Annotated in this window: 13 protein-coding genes and 1 tRNA gene; 3 read left to right on the top strand and 11 right to left on the bottom strand. The window is 60.1% G+C overall.

Annotation, left to right across the window (positions count from 1 at the left end; genetic code table 11):
- Positions 1-33 precede the first annotated feature (33 nt).
- From KI235_RS27660 to rpsU, 9 genes are all read right to left on the bottom strand, one after another.
- The gene (locus KI235_RS27660) at positions 34-2,316 is read right to left on the bottom strand and encodes a hypothetical protein (RefSeq protein ID WP_230494463.1); all 2,283 of its coding nucleotides are present in this window, start codon (positions 2,314-2,316) and stop codon (positions 34-36) included.
- 387 nt (positions 2,317-2,703) lie between these two features.
- A complete protein-coding gene (pcaG, locus tag KI235_RS27655; protein ID WP_003206206.1) occupies positions 2,704-3,306 on the bottom strand; it encodes a protocatechuate 3,4-dioxygenase subunit alpha in 603 nt (200 codons plus the stop codon).
- 12 nt (positions 3,307-3,318) lie between these two features.
- On the bottom strand, positions 3,319-4,038 hold the full coding sequence (gene pcaH, locus KI235_RS27650) for a protocatechuate 3,4-dioxygenase subunit beta (RefSeq protein ID WP_212795888.1): 720 nt from the start codon (positions 4,036-4,038) through the stop codon (positions 3,319-3,321).
- A 127-nt stretch (positions 4,039-4,165) separates the two neighbouring features.
- On the bottom strand, positions 4,166-5,095 hold the full coding sequence (gene pcaQ / locus KI235_RS27645; RefSeq protein ID WP_212795384.1) for a pca operon transcription factor PcaQ: 930 nt from the start codon (positions 5,093-5,095) through the stop codon (positions 4,166-4,168).
- A 188-nt stretch (positions 5,096-5,283) separates the two neighbouring features.
- A tRNA-Ile gene (locus KI235_RS27640) sits at positions 5,284-5,360 on the bottom strand.
- A 15-nt stretch (positions 5,361-5,375) separates the two neighbouring features.
- Positions 5,376-9,119 carry a bifunctional diguanylate cyclase/phosphodiesterase gene (locus tag KI235_RS27635; protein ID WP_003206201.1) on the bottom strand — a complete coding sequence of 1,248 codons (3,744 nt, stop codon included), beginning with the start codon at positions 9,117-9,119 and terminating at the stop codon, positions 5,376-5,378.
- Between the two features lie 127 nt (positions 9,120-9,246).
- Positions 9,247-11,094 (bottom strand): RNA polymerase sigma factor RpoD, encoded by a 1,848-nt coding sequence (rpoD, locus tag KI235_RS27630; RefSeq protein WP_003206198.1) that lies wholly within the window; start codon positions 11,092-11,094, stop codon positions 9,247-9,249.
- A gap of 67 nt (positions 11,095-11,161) precedes the next feature.
- Positions 11,162-13,120 carry a DNA primase gene (gene dnaG, locus KI235_RS27625; RefSeq protein WP_003206194.1) on the bottom strand — a complete coding sequence of 653 codons (1,959 nt, stop codon included), beginning with the start codon at positions 13,118-13,120 and terminating at the stop codon, positions 11,162-11,164.
- A gap of 479 nt (positions 13,121-13,599) precedes the next feature.
- The gene (rpsU, locus tag KI235_RS27620; protein ID WP_002551877.1) at positions 13,600-13,815 is read right to left on the bottom strand and encodes a 30S ribosomal protein S21; all 216 of its coding nucleotides are present in this window, start codon (positions 13,813-13,815) and stop codon (positions 13,600-13,602) included.
- Positions 13,816-14,014: 199 nt separating this feature from the next.
- On the opposite strand from rpsU, the gene tsaD reads away from it, so the two are divergent.
- The gene (gene tsaD, locus KI235_RS27615; protein WP_003206192.1) at positions 14,015-15,040 is read left to right on the top strand and encodes a tRNA (adenosine(37)-N6)-threonylcarbamoyltransferase complex transferase subunit TsaD; all 1,026 of its coding nucleotides are present in this window, start codon (positions 14,015-14,017) and stop codon (positions 15,038-15,040) included.
- 8 nt (positions 15,041-15,048) lie between these two features.
- Here tsaD and plsY read toward each other — a convergent pair whose 3' ends face one another.
- Positions 15,049-15,618 (bottom strand): glycerol-3-phosphate 1-O-acyltransferase PlsY, encoded by a 570-nt coding sequence (plsY, locus tag KI235_RS27610; RefSeq protein WP_003206189.1) that lies wholly within the window; start codon positions 15,616-15,618, stop codon positions 15,049-15,051.
- Between the two features lie 74 nt (positions 15,619-15,692).
- Here plsY and folB point away from each other — a divergent pair, with 74 nt between their 5' ends.
- On the top strand, positions 15,693-16,046 hold the full coding sequence (gene folB / locus KI235_RS27605) for a dihydroneopterin aldolase (protein WP_003206187.1): 354 nt from the start codon (positions 15,693-15,695) through the stop codon (positions 16,044-16,046).
- A complete protein-coding gene (gene folK / locus KI235_RS27600) occupies positions 16,037-16,555 on the top strand; it encodes a 2-amino-4-hydroxy-6-hydroxymethyldihydropteridine diphosphokinase (protein WP_003206185.1) in 519 nt (172 codons plus the stop codon). Before folB ends, folK begins: the two co-directional genes overlap by 10 nt.
- Before the next feature lie 124 nt (positions 16,556-16,679).
- Here the strand turns inward: folK and KI235_RS27595 are convergent, their stop codons facing one another.
- Positions 16,680-17,906 carry a multifunctional CCA addition/repair protein gene (locus KI235_RS27595; protein WP_003206183.1) on the bottom strand — a complete coding sequence of 409 codons (1,227 nt, stop codon included), beginning with the start codon at positions 17,904-17,906 and terminating at the stop codon, positions 16,680-16,682.
- Positions 17,907-17,910: the final 4 nt, after the last annotated feature.

The raw sequence follows: 17,910 nt of genomic DNA, 5'->3' as shown, positions 1-17,910 counted from the left end.
GGGCTCCGGCGCAGGCATTCGATGGCGAGCATGTTACAGGCTCTCACGTGCGAAATAGCCAATGGCAGGCAAAGCCAGTGCGCGCCAGGCGGAGGCCAGGTGTATCTGTGAAGTCCTGAACCAGAAACCGTCCTGGCAAACCAGCTGTTCGGTGGGCAACTGCAACAAGAGATGCAGTGAGAACGACTGCACTGAGCCTGGGTCGTCATCATCTTGCGCTTCCCAATCGCGCTCGAAACACCGTACATGCAGCTGCCCGGCGTCGAAGCTTTCAAACAGCGGCCGGTTGCCCAGCCACTGCGGATGCACCCGCAACGTGTGTTCCTGGACATCCAGGAGCAGTAATTGCCAGCCTCGATAACTTCCACACTGTTCTGTCACATCGGTTGCCATACAGGTCAGGGCCAGGTAACGGCTATCCGTCGACCAGATCATCGACGGTGCCAGGTCGACCAACGCGCAGCCTGAGGCTGTCAGCAAATGGCCTCCGAGCCGGGGCGTCTGCGCACGCACCCAACTGTCGGCATATTCCGTTTCGCTGCCGAACAGCCAGGCGGCGTCCTGATGGTCGGGGGCGGGCTGGATGAAGTCACCGTCGGCGTTGGCCACTTGTGGACAATCCACCAGGCGCCAGGGAGCAACGCGGTGCAGTTGTGAGTCGGTCACCTGCAGGTCCACAGTGTTGTAGAACAGCCGGGATTGCTCGTTGGGATGAAAGAACGAAGGGTCGCTGCCGATCGGCGGCGCAGGGATGTTGAAGCGTTGCAGCGCGCTGCTGTCCAGGTCGTGATCAAGACGACCGGCCACCACTGCCAGACTCAACCGACCGTCACGAAAATCGAGTATTCGTTCCACCCACATGGCAGGCCCTTCCAGCAGGCGTCGATCCCTCACATCTGCAATGACCGCATGGGTGGCCACTGTCGTTGAGTCTGCAAAGGGCAGCAGTGCCAGGTAACGCCCGCAGTCAGAGATGCGATGATCCAGCAGCCAACTGCCTGACAAGTGCCAATCACCAATCTGGCTGCGATAACCGCCAAGCCCCTCGCGATTGTCGCAAAGCCAGATGAGCTGAGCGCATGCGCCACCCAGCATCGGTTGCGTCTCGATGTACGAGTCACCGCGCAGGCCTCGGCTGTCCAACGGCATCACAATGGCCGTGCGGGTCAGTGTGAATTCAGCGACGTTTACCCGACCCTGGGCGTCGTGACCGGCCTGGGTTTCGGTGTCGCTATGAATGCTGTCCAGACGGTAGCCATACCGGCCGGAACCCGGTCGCGGATAGTCGAGGTACGCGCCGATATGCACATGGTGCGCGTCGAGGCTCAGCAACTCATGCCAGTAGAAGGACGGTTCAGTCGCACTTTTCACCCACGGCAACGGCAAGGCGCGCCAGCCTTTGTCGAGCTGCCACAACCAATACTGGTCGCCATCTGCTTGAGGATTACGCGCCTGGGCCAGGCACACCAGGGCGCGTTGATCGGTGCTCCACACCAACGGTGCGTCTGCCGCCATCAGCAGGTTGGAGGTTTGTCCGTTGACGCTGACGGTATAGCGTGGCGAAAGCAGGGGATCCAGTGGCTGGGCCAGGTCACCAAAGGTCGAGGGCAAAAAAATATTGCCCTGTAGGCATTGCCGGCCATCAACGGAGCGTCGTTCGAAGGTTTGCTCAGGGTGACAATCGGACTCCAGCCACAGATCGCCGACAGGCACCAGGGGGGTGACGCTGGCCGTTTGCAACAGCTCATCGAGCCGGGTTTCGCGAACGCTGTTATCCACCAGTGGGCTATGGCGTCCGCTTAACAGGTCGAGGTCAAAAGCGTCCAACTCCCAGAGTTCGCTGTCGGCGCAGCGGTACAACTGGCGTTGCTGACGGTCGAGCACCACCAATCCCCATGCCTGCCGGGACGGTACCGGTGCCGCGAAATAACGTCCGTCGCTGGAGAACACGGCCGAAGAGCCCAGGCCTTGCAGGAGCACGCCGTCGGGGAACAGATAGTCGCAATAAGTCGGGCCGCCCATGGCGATTTCGCCGTGGTTGAACGCTCGGATCGGCTCGCCTTCAGGGGTCAGCAGCGGTTCGTTTCCGCCCCAGGCACTCGGCCCTTTGCTGGAAATGGGTGTCAACCCAAGGCGCCTCTCCCAGCTACTGACGCAGGCGAGCCCGACCATGATGCCGACGATCGCTACCAAGATGCCCCACCACTCAGGCAACGCCCGGCCCAGGCTGAAACCCAGGCCAAACACAGCGCCGACCGTCAGCCGGGCGATGCCTCGGCCCATCGCCAAAAAGCTCAGGCGGGCGGCAAGCCCCATCAGCAGCCCGAGGCATACCACCGCCAGCAAAGCCAATGGGGGCGGCAGCAAGGTGACGAAAAAGGCTGGCGCCAGCAGGATGCCGAGTTGCCAGAACAGTTCAAGAAACAGTCGAGAGAGGCTGGGGCTGGCGATGATGGGCGTCTCAGTGAGGAAGCTGCAAGGGCTTAGGCGTGGGGAGGGTGAACCTCACAGAGTATTACTACAGGTGAGTACAGGGGCAAGGGCGGGGAGCGGTTGGTTGCCAGAGTTGCTATGGCGATCAAAAAAACGTCAGTCTTCAAAGCTGAATTCGACAAAAAACCAGACCTTGATGGGTCTGGTTTTAGGGGCGGGCGGCATCTAGACAACTCGAGTGCTCACGCCTCGGCACTGTACGAGTGGCGATTAAAAATCGAAGAACACCGTTTCTGATTCACCCTGCACATGAATGTCGAACCGGTAAACCAACTTGCCATCCAGCGTGGAGCGCTTGGCAATCAGGGATTCGCGACGCGGCGACTGCTCGATCAGACCCAGGATGGGGTCCACGGCGTTCGCCTCGGATTCATCGTCGAAATACAGGCGGGTCTGCAAGTGAATGTTGATCCCGCGAGCAAACAGGGAAACGTTGATATGCGGGGCCATGGGAAAACCTGCGGCGTTCTTCACTGTGCCGGGTTTTACGGTCTTGATGATCCACGTTCCGTCTTCGGCGGTGGCAGTACGGCCAAAACAGTTGAAGGGCTTTTCCAGATCGTATGCGCTGTCGTAGACGCCTTGCGGATTCGCCTGCCAGAACTCCAGAAACGCGTCACGAATCAAATGGCCGTTGCCGTCATGAACGTGGCCCATCAGTACGATGTGCTCACCTGGCGCGCCAGGCTTGGCCATTTCATTCCAGATTTCCTGTTCTCGCGGCGGATTACCAGCCGCCTCCAGCGCCAAGCCGATATGCACATAAGGGCCGGCAGTTTGCGAAGGGGTTTCAGGTAGAAGTTGAATGGACATGCGCATGCCTCCTCAGCGGTTTTCGAAGTGGGTCTTGCGCTGTCCGCGCAGAACAATATCAAAGCGGTAAGCCAGGCAATCCATAGGATTGGCCATGCTCATATCAAGCTTGGCGATCAAGCTCTGCACCGCCTCCTGATTCGCGATCGTCTTGACGATCGGACACATGGGAATGAGCGGATCGCCTTCGAAATACAGTTGAGTTATCAAGCGCGTGGAAATGGACGGACCACTGATGGAGACATGGATGTGTGCCGGCCGCCAGTCATTGGGGCCGTTGCGCCATGGGTAGGGACCCGGTTTGACCGTGCGGAAACTGTAGTTGCCGTCACGGTCAGTCAGCGCGCGGCCGACCCCACCGAAATTTGGATCAAGCGGCGCCAGATAACTGTCTTTCTTATGCCGGTAACGACCACCCGCATTGGCTTGCCACATTTCCACCAAGGTATGGGGAATCGGTTTGCCGAATTGGTCACAGACCCGGCCCGCGACGATGATGCGTTCGCCGATGGGCAAGCCGCCGTGATTGAAATTGAGCAGCAGATCGTTATCGTGCTGGCCCATTTTCAGATGGGTAAAATCCGGCCCGCTGGTTTCCGACAGCGACTGGGGAATACTCACCAGGGCCTGGCGCGGTGAACGCAGGATCGAAGTCTTGTAGTCAGGTGTCAGGGCTTTGGGGTGCCAATTACGGTCACGAATGACGAAGCGGCTATCATGCGCATCAGACATGTCGATTTTTCCTATTGTTATGGTTTGGCAAAGGCAAGCGCTGCGTTGGCAGCGACTGGTAGCCCAGTTTCCTTTTGCGTGGCCCAACCAAAAATTGAAAAAACCGACTTGATCCATATCCAAATGGTTATGGATATTTTCCTTCGAGGTATTCCTGGCCGACTTCGCGGAGAACCTCCATGCACCACTGTACCTGGGGTGTCACCGGCAACGCGGGATTTGTGCACAGCCCCACGGAACCGCCTGGTTCCCGTGCCCCTAAATCTAGCTCCACCAAAGCGCCTTGTTTCAAGTCCTGCCGGACCGCGTCGAAAGGTGCAACCCAGATGGCCTGGCTGCATTGTACGTAGCGTCGACTCAACGCGATCGATAGGGTTTCCAGGCGTTGGCGTGATGGGGTAATGCCGTGCTGAACAAACAGGGCGTCGGCGAATTTACGGATGGTCGTCCCCGCCAATGGAAGCACCCAGGGATAGTCTTCGAGATTCCTGTGCCCCTGTGGATTCGCGAGCACAGGATGGTCGTTGCACACCACCAGGGTCATGGACTCGCTGTAGAGGTGTTCGAACGCCAGCCCATGAATCAATGGGCTATCGGTCATTCTGCCAACCACCAGGTCCAGTTCACCGACGCGCAATTGCGATAGCAAATGCGCACTGGGACCGGTCACCACGCTGATTACCAGGGCCGGATGTCGAGCATGCAGTCGACAGACAACCTCAGGGACCAACAGGCTTTCAACCGTGGACAGCACGCCAACGCTAATGGCAACGGGCTCGTGGACACCTGCGCGCAGGCTGTTGACCCCCTCGCGCAGCGCTTGCACGCTTGGCCCCGCATATCGCAGAAAAGCTGCGCCGGCTTCCGTCAGCGTCGCCCCCTTCTTGCTTCGTTCGAACAGCACGGCGGCCAGCAACGTTTCCAACTCCTTCAATGTCTTGGAAAGTGCCGGTTGGCTGATTGCCAGTTTGTCTGCCGCACGGGCCAGGCTTCCCTGGCGCGCCACTTCGAGAAAACACACCAGATGACGGAATTTGATGCGTGTGTCGATGTTCAATCGGGTCGCTGCCTTCAAGGGACTTGGGATGCGCAGTGTTTGTGCTGCGGGTTGCAACGCCTGAAGGCGACAGTGGGAGGCTCGTCGGGGACTACCTGTTTGCAGAGCCGTTTATGAAAACCTTCGCCTGGTGCGCAAAGTCCACAGTCTCAAAAACGACAAAGCCGCGCAATGCGCGGCTTTCGAATTGGTGGGCCCACACGGACTCGAACCGTGGACCAAAGGATTATGAGTCCTCTGCTCTAACCAACTGAGCTATAGGCCCTCAGTAGGCCGCGGATTATAACGACGGTTTCTCGGCTGTGCTATCCGAAAAATCCGAAACGGTCATGCGAAGAAACGTTGCGGCAAACTCATCGGCGCACAGAGGCAGGCTGACGATGTAGCCCTGGATCTGTTCGCAACCTTCTTCGGTCAGGAATTGCTGCTGGGCCAGGGTTTCGACGCCCTCGGCGATGACGGTGAATTGCATGCTGCGGCCCAGGGCGATGATTGCCCGCACGATGGCCGCGTCGTGGGGGTCGTCGGGCAGGCCGCGGACGAAGGATTGGTCGATCTTGAGGATGTCCAGTGGCAGGCGCTTGAGGTAACTCAGAGAGGAATAGCCCGTGCCGAAGTCGTCGATGGCCAATTGCACGCCGAGTTTTTTCAGTTGGTGCAGCACCGTCAGGGCCTCTTCGGCCTGGCTCATGATGAAGTTTTCGGTAATTTCCAGTTGCAATAAGCCGGGTTCGAGCTGGTTCTCGCGCAGCAGTTGTTCGATGCGCCCCAGTAGATTGGGTTGGCGCAGTTGGGCCCCGGCCAGATTGACCGAAAGGGGGCCGAGGCTGTCGTAGGCGTCATTCCATTCGCACAACTGCCGGCAGGCGCGCTCCAGCACCCAGTCGCCGATTTGCAGGATCATGCCGTTTTCTTCCGCCAGAGGGATGAAGTGTTCCGGCGGCACGTCGCCGAACGTGGGGTGCGTCCAGCGGATCAATGCTTCGGCACCCACCAGTTGGTTGTCGATGAGGCTGATTTTGGGTTGGAAGGACAATGACAACTCGTTGCGTTCAATCGCCCGCCGTAGCTCGTGCTCCAAGGCCACTCGCTCGCTGGCCTGGGCGGTGAGGTCGCGGGTGTAGCTTTCCACCCGGTTGCGTCCCTTGGCCTTGGAGCGGTACATCGCTGCGTCGGCATTCTTCACCAGCGTGGCGACGTCACAGCCGTCCTGCGGGTAGAGACTGGTGCCGATGCTGGCACTGATGAAGAACTCGTGCTCGCCGGCCTGGAACGGCGCGCCAAAGCAGTTCAACAGTTTTTGGGCGATGTGCTCGGCGTCGCTGGGCTGTTGCAGGCCCGGCAGCAGGATAATGAACTCGTCGCCGCCCAGGCGCGCCACGGTGTCGATGTCGCGCAACTGCTCGCGCAAGCGTACGGCAATGCCCTTGAGCAACAGGTCGCCGACCGGGTGCCCGAGACTGTCATTGATGTGCTTGAAGCGGTCCAGGTCCAGGAACAGCACGGCGCCCTGGCCACCGTTTTCCTGCTGGCCATTGAGAGCCGCCAGCAAGCGGCTTTCGAACAGCGTGCGATTTGGCAGGCCCGTCAGCGGGTCGTGGTGGGCCTGGTAGTCGAGCCGGGCCTGGGCGTGTTTGAGGCTGGAGATATCGGCGAAGACCGCGACGAAATGGGTGATCTGTCGGTCCCGATTGCGCACCGCGCTGATGGTCAGCCAACTGGGGTACAGCTCGCCGTTCTTGCGCCGGTTGGAGATCTCTCCTTGCCAGTGCCCTTCGGCCGTCAACTGGTGCCACATCGCGGCGTAAAACGCGCTGTCGTGCAGGCCGGAAGCCAACAACCGAGGTGTATGGCCCAAGGCTTCGGTTTCGCTGTAGCCGGTGATTTCGGTGAAGGCTCGGTTCACCGCGCTGATGTGCTGTTGCGTATCGGTGATCAGCACGCCTTCGGCCGTGCTTTCGAATACGGTGGCGGCCTGTTGCAGTTTCTCCTGCATGAGATGGCGTTCGGTGATGTCCCGGGCGATGGTCAGCATGCAGTCTTCGTTGCCGATGGGTAGCGGGCGACTGGAGACTTCGCAGAGCCGGATCTGCCCGTCGTTGCGACGGATATGGCAACTGAAGTCCCTGACGAAGCCGTCCCGCTTCAGCAGGTCCAGCATCTGCTTTCGCTCGTTGAGGTTGACCCAGATGCCCAGGTCCAGGGTAGAGCGGTCCACCGACAGGGCACTGTTGAAACCGGTAATGCGGCTGAAGCCTTCGTTGACTTCGATCAGCAGGCCGTCGCTTTGCCGGGACAACAACAGGCCATCGGGCGAGGCGTGGAACGCCTTGGCAAACTTCTCTTCGGATGTCTGCAATTGCTGCTGGGTTTCCTTGAGCTGGCTGATGTCCCGCACCACCACGACCAGGGCTGGCGTCGTGTCGAGATCGAAGGGCTCGGCAGAGATCAGTCCGGTGAACACCTGGCCGTTGCTACGGCGAAAGGGCATTTCCAGGTTGCGAATGCTGCCGGCCTGCAAGCGCTGCAACAGGGCCGGCCCCACGCCTTGGATGCCCCAGATATTCAGTTCGGTTGCGTTGCGTCCCACCACCTCGGCGGCACTCAGGCCGACCTGTTCTTCGAAGGCCTTGTTGACCTCCAGCAGACAACCGTCCAACAGCCGTGCAATCACCAGGATGTCCGGGCACTGGCGGAACACCGAGGCAAATTTCTGCTCCGAAAGGCGCAGTGCTTCCTCGGTGCGCTTGGCTTCGCTGATGTCGATCATCAGCCCACGCATAACCGGTTCGTGCCCGTGTTCGATCAGGCTGACAATATCGCGCACCCACAGGCAGCGGCCGTCGGCGGTGATCACGCGATAATCGATGCAGTGGTCGCGACCCGCCAGCACTTCATGATCGCAGTAGGTCTGGGCACGGATAAGGTCGGCGGGATGAATGATGTTGCGCCAGAAGCCCGGTATCAGCCAATGGGAAAGGGGATAGCCCAGCAAGTCTTCGGCGTGGGGCGACACGTAGCTGTAAGTGAAGTCGCTGACCCTTGCCTCCCAGGCGATGGCTGACAAGCTCTCTACCAGCCCACGGTAATGGTATTCGCTGCTGCGCAGTTCTTGTTCCAGCTCGACCCGCCGGGCGATTTCCGAGCTCAGTCGGCGGTTGATGCGAATCACCACCGCCAGTATGCCGACCAGGAGCAGCAACGCAGGCAGGCCGTAAAGCAGCAAGTCTGACCAGAGCTGGCGGTAGTCATGTACATTGCCAACCCATTTCTGCTGGATCTCGGCAACTTCGGCCGGGCTCATGTCCGCCATGACCTTGTCCAGGATGCCCACCAATATCTTGTTGTCTCGAGGGACGGCCATTGCCAACTGATAGCGATACGGTGTTTCCCCGCTGACATAAAGGCCTTCGAGCTTGAGTTGACGCAGGCTCCAGACACTGGAGGCCAGATCTCCCACTACCGCGTCCACCTCGTCGGTTGCCAGGGCTTGCAGGGCTGAACTGACGTTGGGCAGCGCCACGAGGTTCAGGTCGGGATGGTGGTTGCGCAGCAATTCATGGGGGGCATAGTTCTCCACCACGGCGATTTTCAGCCCGTACAGCTCCTTGAGGTTGTGCGGCTGGGCGCCACCGCGATGGGCCAGGATGACAATGGGGAAATCCAGGTAAGGCCGGGTAAACGCCAGGTAATTCTGGCGTTCCGGCGTAGACATGATGCCCGGCAAAAGGTCTATCTTTCCCTGTACGACCTGCTCCAGCACGGCGGTCCAGCTGGCTGGCTCGATGGGGGTGAGCTTGATGGCCAGCCGTTCACGAATGATCTCGACGTAGTCGGCAGCCAGGCCCTGATAGCGGCCCTGGTCGTCACGAAACTCAAACGGCGGCCATGAGGCATCGACACCCAGGCGCAGGTCTGGGTGGTCCTTGAGCCAGCGGAGCTCCTCGTCGGTGAGCGTCAACGCGCCAGCTGTTGCGGTCCAGGTCATCAATGACAGCAAAAGCGCGGCCGTCAGTCTGGGCATCACTGTCTCGACATGGCTTGGGGAGGATGATTCGAGTGTAGACGGGCAACAGGGTGCTGAGGAGCGTAACGAAGGGGATTTTATCTGTGCATAACAAAACCCCCGGCAGGGCCGGGGGTTTTGAAGGTCACTCGTCGAGGAAGGAGCGCAGATGCTCGCTTCGCGTCGGGTGGCGCAGTTTGCGCAACGCCTTGGCTTCGATCTGACGAATCCGCTCACGGGTTACATCGAACTGCTTACCGACTTCCTCAAGGGTGTGGTCGGTATTCATGTCGATGCCGAAGCGCATGCGCAGTACCTTGGCTTCACGGGCAGTGAGGCCGGAGAGTACTTCGCGAGTCGCTTCCTTGAGACTCTCGACAGTGGCAACATCGATCGGAGACTGCATGGTGGAGTCTTCGATGAAGTCACCCAGATGGGAGTCTTCGTCATCACCGATCGGGGTTTCCATGGAGATCGGCTCTTTAGCGATCTTCAATACCTTGCGAATCTTGTCCTCAGGCATTTCCATGCGTTCGCCCAGCTCTTCCGGCGTCGGTTCGCGACCCATTTCCTGCAGCATCTGCCGGGAAATACGGTTGAGCTTGTTGATCGTCTCGATCATGTGCACCGGGATGCGGATGGTGCGGGCCTGGTCGGCGATCGAGCGAGTGATCGCCTGACGGATCCACCAGGTGGCATAGGTCGAGAACTTGTAGCCGCGACGGTATTCGAACTTGTCCACCGCCTTCATCAGGCCAATGTTGCCTTCCTGGATCAGGTCGAGGAATTGCAGGCCGCGGTTGGTGTACTTCTTGGCGATGGAGATCACCAGACGCAAGTTCGCTTCGACCATCTCTTTTTTCGCGCGACGGGCCTTGGCCTCGCCGATCGACATGCGACGGTTGATGTCCTTGATCTCGGCGATGCTCAGGCCAGTCTCGGCCTCCAGCGCACTGAGCTTCTGCTGGCAACGAACGATGTCCGGTTGCAGGCGGGCAATGGCTTCGGCGTATTTGCTCTTGCCCTTGGCCAGTGCATCGGTCCAGCTTTCGTCGACTTCGTTGCCAGGGAACTGGCGCAGGAAATCGGCACGCGGCATGCGGGCGTCACGCACGCAAAGCTGCATGATCGCGCGCTCTTGCTGGCGCAAGCGATCCAGGGCACTGCGAACACGCTCGACCAAGCCTTCGAATTGCTTCGGTACCAGCTTGATCGGCATGAACAGCTCGGCCAGTGCCAACAGCTCGGCAATCGCCTGCTTGTTGTTGCGGCCGTGCTTTTTCAGCGCCTTGCGGGTGATTTCCATCTGGTCGGCCACAGCGCCGAAACGCTGTGCTGCGATGACCGGATCCGGACCGCTTTCGGCTTCTTCCTCGTCGTCGCTCGCTTCGGCCTCGTCGTCATCGGTGTCGTCGTCGGCCTTGACGGCTTTCGCGTCGATCGGTGGCGGCACTTCGGCGGCAGGCGGCGCAATGCCGTCGTCCGGATCGATATAGCCGCTCAAGACGTCGGACAGGCGGCCACCTTCGGTGGTGACGCGGGTGTACTCGGAGAGAATATGGTCAACCGTGCCAGGGAAGTGCGCGATTGCGCCCATCACTTCACGGATGCCTTCTTCAATACGCTTGGCGATTTCGATTTCGCCTTCACGCGTGAGGAGCTCTACCGTACCCATTTCACGCATGTACATGCGCACGGGGTCGGTGGTGCGACCAATGTCGGTCTCGACCGCTGCCAACGCTGCGGCCGCTTCTTCAGCGGCCGCCTCGTCGGTATCGGCGTCGGCCAGCATAAGGGCATCCTTATCTGGAGCAACCTCGAATACGTTGATCCCCATGTCGTTGATCATGCGGATGATGTCTTCCACCTGTTCCGGATCTGAAATATCCTCCGGCAGGTGGTCGTTGACCTCCGCGTAAGTCAGGTAGCCCTGCTCACGACCCAATAGGATCAACTCTTTGATACGAGACTGCTGTTGCGCTTTTCCGGACATAACACCCTATCCACTGAAGGTCTTGGCGGGCAAAAAACAAGCCGAGGATTATACCTGAGCTGTGACCTCACGCGCCAGTTGAGGTCGGGTTTGATGCGCAAACATTGCGGCTGAGTAAGTCGCGCAATTGGTTTTTCTCTTCGCTGGTCAACTCGCTCTGACGAGCTTTTCGCAGAAGTTGTTCCAGGTTTCGCTCGCGTTGGCGGGCGGATAAGCTAGTAATGGTGTCGAAAAACTGTTGTTCAAGGTTGTCTCCTTCAATCAGCCATTCCTTCTCGGCCAGGGCCTTCAACAGACGCCCCTGCTCGGTGCCGTGCCACCGTGCAATCAATTGGAAAGAGTTTAGCTTGGGGTTCTTCTGCACGGCTTCAAGGAGTGCAACCAGCAATTGCGTATTGCTGTGGTCCTCGGCGGCGAAGTGCCCGGCGTCCTCTACTTTTTCTGCCAGTTGCGGGTGATGCAGCAAGGTGCGCAAGGCGGCCAGTGTTGGTGGTTCGACGGCGGCCGGCACGCGCGGGGCACGTGGCTGGTCGCGATCGCCGCGCTTGCCGTTCTTGTCCCAGGGTTTCTTGTCCCATTTCTTGCCGCCACTGCCGGGTTTTTTCGGTGTCCATTCCTGCTGGGGGGCGTAATCCTGTTGGGGTTGATGATAGTCGGCGAAATCCGGCATCGCGTCGTAATCGACGCCCGGGTCATAAGCCGGTGGCGCCTCCTGGGGGGCGCTGTGCACCAATTGATTGACCGCTTCGCTGTTCAGGCCGGTGATCTCGGTCAGGCGCTGGCGCATGAGTGTGCGCAGGTTGGCACCGGGCACCTTGTCGATCAGCGGTGCCGCGAGGGTGGCCATGTGGGCCTTGCCTTCGAGGGAGCGTGGATCGGCTTCTTCGGTCAATTGCTGGAAAAAATAGTCGGCCAACGGTTGTGCGTGCTGGTTGATCCGCGCACGGAACGCGTCGGTACCTTCGGAGCGCACCAGGGTGTCCGGGTCCTCGCCCTCGGGCAGGAACAGGAAGCGTGCCCGGCGTCCGTCCTGCAGGCACGGCAAGGTGGCCTCCAGTGCGCGCCAGGCGGCGTTACGGCCGGCCTGGTCGCCGTCGAAGCAGAACAGCACGTTGGGCACCACGCGAAACAGGCGCTTCATGTGCTCTTCGCTGGTGGCCGTGCCCAGGGTCGCCACGGCGTTGCGCAGGCCTTGCTGGGCCAGGGCAATAACGTCCATGTAGCCTTCGACGACAATGATTTCATCAAGATTGCGGTTGTTCTTGCGTGCTTCGTACAGGCCATAGAGTTCCTGGCCCTTATGGAACACCGGGGTTTCCGGGGAGTTCAGGTATTTCGGCTTGTCGTCCCCCAGCACCCGGCCACCAAAGGCGATGATCCGCCCGCGTGTGTCGCGGATCGGAAACATGACCCTGTCGCGGAAGCGGTCGTAGCGCTTGCCGGTTTCGGCATTTTCAATCAGCAGGCCGGCGTCGATCATGGCGCGCTGTTGCAGCGTATCGCTGCTTAGGTGCTTGTACAGGTTGTCCCAGCCGGGCGGGGCGAAGCCGAGGCCGAAGTCCCGGGCGATTTCGCCGGTCAGGCCGCGGCCCTTGAGATAATCCACCGCAGCCTTGCGTGCCGGATGGCTTTTGAGGGCCTGGCGATAAAAATCCGCCGCCGCCGTCAATAGGGGGTAAAGCGGAGAATCGGTCGGTTGACGTGGCTTGTGCTGTCGACCGCTTTCCTCGCGGGGTATTTCCATGCCGGCGGCTTTGGCCAGTTCTTCGACGGCCTGGGGGAAGTCCAGGTTGTCGTGGTCCATGATGAAACCGAGGGCATTGCCGCCAGCGCCGCAGCCGAAGCAATAGTAGAACTGCTTGTCGGGGCTGACGCTGAAAGAAGGCGTTTTTTCTTTATGGAACGGGCAGCAAGCTGTGTAGTTCTTGCCCGCTTTCTTCATTTGCAGGCGAGAGCTGACCACGTCGACGATGTCGGTGCGGTTCAGGAGGTCGTCAATAAAGCTCTGGGGAATCAGCCCGGCCATGGCGTTCTCATCATCACTGCGCGAAATATGGACCCGAAATCGGCAGGCGTAACCGGGTCTGGGTTTGAGGCACGCTAAATCGGTGGCTCGACCGGGTCGTCTGCATCATCGCTGTCGGGAAGTGTATCTGCCGATAATCCACTGACGTTAATAACTATCAGTATTCGACTGTTTGAATGTGTTGCGCTGAATCCGGTAACGGCCGTTCAGGCCTCGGATAGCTCATGAAGCGGACACGCAGGCAGGTGCCTTGGGCTGATCGTCGTTAGAGGAATCAGGGTGTGCTCGTCGGTAGCCTTGGAAGGCTCGTCAGGAAAGACGTGCACCGCTGGCAAAAGAGCCAGGTCTGACGCGGTGAAGCAGGTTGTCTTGGTCGCGTCTGCGGCTTTGACAGTGAAGCATCAAGCGTTATTCCGCAAATGCCATAAGCCCGGCTTGAAGGCCGGGCTTGGCAGAAGCTTGCTACGGACGTCTGTGTATTAGTACAGACGTACGGCGCGGCGCTGCTCGCGCTGAACTTTCTTGGCGTGACGCTTAACAGCGGCTGCTGCCTTGCGCTTACGCTCAGAAGTCGGCTTCTCGTAGAATTCGCGGCTACGAACTTCAGCCAGAACACCGGCTTTTTCGCAGGAGCGCTTGAAACGACGCAGAGCTACGTCGAAGGGTTCGTTCTCTTTTACTTTGACGGCTGGCATCCAGAGCTACCTTCATTCATTACCGGGGTCAACATCCTCGCGGCAAAAGAGCACTTGAAGACGTCGGTTTTTAAGGGTTGCGGATGTTAACCCCTCAACGCTCGGAATGCAAAGCCTCTGATCGAAAACCGCTGGTCGGGGCACAACGCGGCGACTATTATGCGCGCCTTCGAATTCAGCCTCTACAAGGCGCAAACCCATGCTAGTACTGGGATTAGAAACCTCCTGCGACGAAACTGGTGTCGCACTTTACGACAGTGAACGCGGCCTGCTGGCCGATGCGCTGTTCAGCCAGATCGACCTGCACCGCGCCTATGGCGGGGTGGTGCCCGAGCTTGCCTCCCGCGATCACGTCAAGCGCATGCTGCCCTTGATCCGCCAGGTCCTGGCCGAAGCCGGCTGCGTGCCGACCGAGATCGACGGCATCGCCTACACCGCCGGCCCGGGCCTGGTGGGCGCGTTGCTGGTGGGCGCCTCCTGTGCCCAGGCGCTGGCCTTTGCCTGGGGGATTCCGGCCCTGGGCGTGCATCACATGGAAGGCCACCTGCTGGCGCCGATGCTGGAGTCGCAACCGCCGCAATTTCCGTTCGTCGCTTTGTTGGTATCGGGCGGCCATACGCAGCTCATTCGGGTCGATGGCATCGGCCAATACGAGTTGCTCGGCGAGACGCTCGATGATGCTGCCGGCGAAGCGTTCGACAAAACTGCAAAAATGATGGGCCTCAATTATCCCGGTGGGCCGGAAATCTCTCGGCTTGCGACGCAAGGGGTCGATGGGCGCTTCGTGTTCCCGCGGCCAATGTGCGACCGTCCCGGCCTCGATTTCAGTTTCAGCGGGTTGAAGACCTTTGCCCTGAACACCTGGCAGCAGTGCGTCAGCGTCGGGGACGACAGTGAGCAAGCCCGTTGCGACATCTCACTGGCGTTCCAGCAGGCCGTGGTGGAGACTTTGACCATCAAGTGCAAGCGTGCCCTCAAGCAGGCCGGGCTCAAGCGCCTGGTGATCGCAGGCGGCGTGAGCGCGAACAAGGCCTTGCGGACATCGCTGGAGAAAATGCTCGGCGACATGAAGGGCGACGTTTACTACGCCCGGCCGGAGTTCTGTACAGATAACGGCGCGATGATTGCCTTTGCCGGTTGTCAGCGCTTGCAGGCCGGCCAGCACGAAAGCCTGGCGATCAGCGTACAGGCGCGCTGGCCGATGGAGCAGTTGGCGCCGCTGTGAAACATCATTTAAAAATGCCGTTCGCGCCCGGCGAACAGGTCGCGTAGATTGCCCCGGTGACGCCAGACGATCAGCGCTACCAGTGCGGTCATTGGCAGCAAGGCCGCCGGTTCCTGCCAGGCCAGCAACGGCAGGGTCAGCGGTGTGGCGATCAGCGCGGCCAGGGAGCTGGTGCGGGTCAGGTAGAACGTCAGCAGCCAGGCACAGACAGCCAGCAGGGCGGCGGGCGGGTACAGGCCCAGCAGCATGCCGGCGGCGGTGGCGACACCCTTGCCGCCACGAAAGCGAAAGTACAGCGGGAATAGATGGCCGATGACGGCGCAGACGCCGATCCAGGCCTGTTGCTGCAACGAGAGCCCTGCGAGGCTGGCGATCAATACCGGGACAAGGCCTTTGCAGAGGTCGCCCAGCAGGGTCAGGATGGCGAGTTTGCGTCCGGCCAGGCGCAGCATGTTGGTGGCGCCGGCATTGCCTGAGCCACTCATTCGCGGATCCGGGCGACCGGTCAGGCGGCTGAGCAAAATGGCGAAGGACAGCGAGCCGAGCAGGTAGGCGAGAATCGCCAGTAACCAAAACATGCTAACTATTCCGGGCGAGGACGCCCTGATTCTAACGGCGCATTGCGCCCTTGTCGTGCTGCGGAGAAGAGTGCTTGGACAGAGTGTTTATCGAGGGCCTGGAAGTCGACACGGTAATCGGGGCCTACGACTGGGAGCGAGGCATTCGACAGTGCCTGCGGCTTGACCTGAGCTTCGCCTGGGACAACCGCCCGGCCGCTGCGGGTGACGACCTGACCCTGGCGCTCGACTACGCCAGCGTATCGTCGCGCATCCAGGCATTTGCCGAACAGGCGCAGTTCCAATTGGTCGAGACCTTTGCCGAGCGATTGGCCCAGGAGCTCATGGACGAGTTCAAGATCACCTGGCTGCGTCTGAAATTAACCAAGCCTGGCGCCGTACCAGCGGCCAGCGGCGTTGGTGTGGAGATCGAGCGCGGATGTCGCTGACTCAGGTTTTTCTCGGGCTCGGCAGCAATATCGAGCGCCAAACCCATCTGTGCGCCGGTCTTGAAGCCTTGGCCGGTTTCCTGGTGGACATCCGCTGTTCGGCCGTGTTCGAGAGCCAGCCGGTGGGTATCAAGAGCGGGCCATTCTTCAATTTCGTCGTCTCGGCCTTCACGGATCTGCCCCTGATGGAGCTGGATCGTCGTCTCAAGTTCATCGAGGCGGACAACGGTCGCTATGCGCCGGACCGCAAGGGGCTGCCGCTGGATATCGACGTGTTGTTGTATGGCGAACAGGTCGGCAACTTCGATGGGCTGATCCTGCCGCGCGCGGAAATCCTCAAGAACGCCTTCGTCCTATGGCCTTTGTCGTTGATCGCGCCGGATCGGATTCACCCAGGCGTGGGCAAAAGCTTCGCTACTTTGTGGGAGGAATCGCAGATCGACCAAGTGCTGGCGCCAGTGGCTTTCGAATGGCGAGGCCAGCAGCTTACGCCATCGAATCTGCGCTGAGGCGCCTGCCGCTATCGCGAGCAAGCTCGCTCCCACACAGGTATACCGAGATCCCTGTGGGAGCGAGCTTGCTCGCGATGACGGCGGAACATCCAGCCAAAATGCAAACTGACACGAACGCCCGTCAGCTCGCCGCTTCCTTGTAGCCTTTCAACGCCTTGAGGCGCTCGCGCTTGATCGCCTCACCCAGCTCCGGTCCCTTGAAGCCCTTCTCCAGCAAAGGCTGCACCGCCACCGCGCGGGCTGCTGCCGCTGCGCCCCGCAAATAATCAGCCTGTGGATAACTTCTGTCTTCAAGCCCTTTGCGCCCCCGTGCATCCATCTCGCAGGCTGCGATGAACTCCTCGAAGCGCTGAGGTCGACGGTACACATCGAAACTCTGCAGCAGCTCAAGCAAAGTTGACGCCTTGAGCTCCAGCGCGCGATGACCATGGGTGTGGTATTGGCCAACCAGTAACGCCAATTCCTGACAGTCGCGGGGAGCCTTGAAGCGTTCGTTGACCGCTTTGATCAGCTTCAGCCCCGTGTGCTCATGGGCGATGTGTCGTGGCCATTCGTGTCGGGGTGTCAGGCCTTTGCCCAGGTCATGGAGCAGGCAGGCCCAGCGGACCGTCAGCGGTTGTTGGTGCAGGGCGGCTTGTTCCAGCACGCTCAGGGTATGGACGCCGGTGTCGATTTCCGGGTGATGGGCTTCAGGCTGGGGCACGCCAAACAGCGCATCGACCTCTGGCATCAGGACCTTGAGGGCCGTGCAGTCGCGCAAGACCTGGATAAATACCTGTGGCTGTTTTTCCATGAGGGCGCGGGAAATTTCTTTCCAGCTGCGCTCGGCCGTCAGTGCTTCCAGTTCGCCGGAATCGCTGAGTTGGCGCATCAGTTCAAGGGTTTCGTCCGCCACCTTGAAACCCAGCGGAGCATAACGCGCGGCGAAGCGGGCAACCCGCAGGACTCGAAGGGGATCTTCGGCGAAAGCGGGGGAAACGTGGCGTAGCACGCGGGCTTCCAGATCGCGTTGACCATGGTACGGATCGGTCAGGTTGCCGTGGTCATCTTCGGCCATGGCGTTGATCGTCAGGTCCCGGCGAACCAGGTCCTCCTCCAGGGTCACTTCAGGGCTGGCATGGAACACGAAGCCGCCATAACCTCGGCCGCTCTTGCGTTCGGTGCGGGCGAGGGCGTACTCCTCGCCGCTCTTCGGGTCGAGGAATACCGGAAAATCGGCCCCCACTGGGCGAAACCCCCTGGCGAGCATTTCCTCGGCGGTGGCACCCACCACGACCCGATCGATGTCGGTGACGGGAATGCCCAGCAGGCGGTCGCGAACGGCGCCGCCGACTTTATAGATCTGCATAAAA

This window comes from Pseudomonas sp. St386 (assembly GCF_018325865.1).
Lineage (GTDB): Bacteria > Pseudomonadota > Gammaproteobacteria > Pseudomonadales > Pseudomonadaceae > Aquipseudomonas > Aquipseudomonas brassicacearum.
Note: the sequence above shows the minus strand (reverse complement) of the source record. Positions and strands in the feature narration are given on the sequence as shown.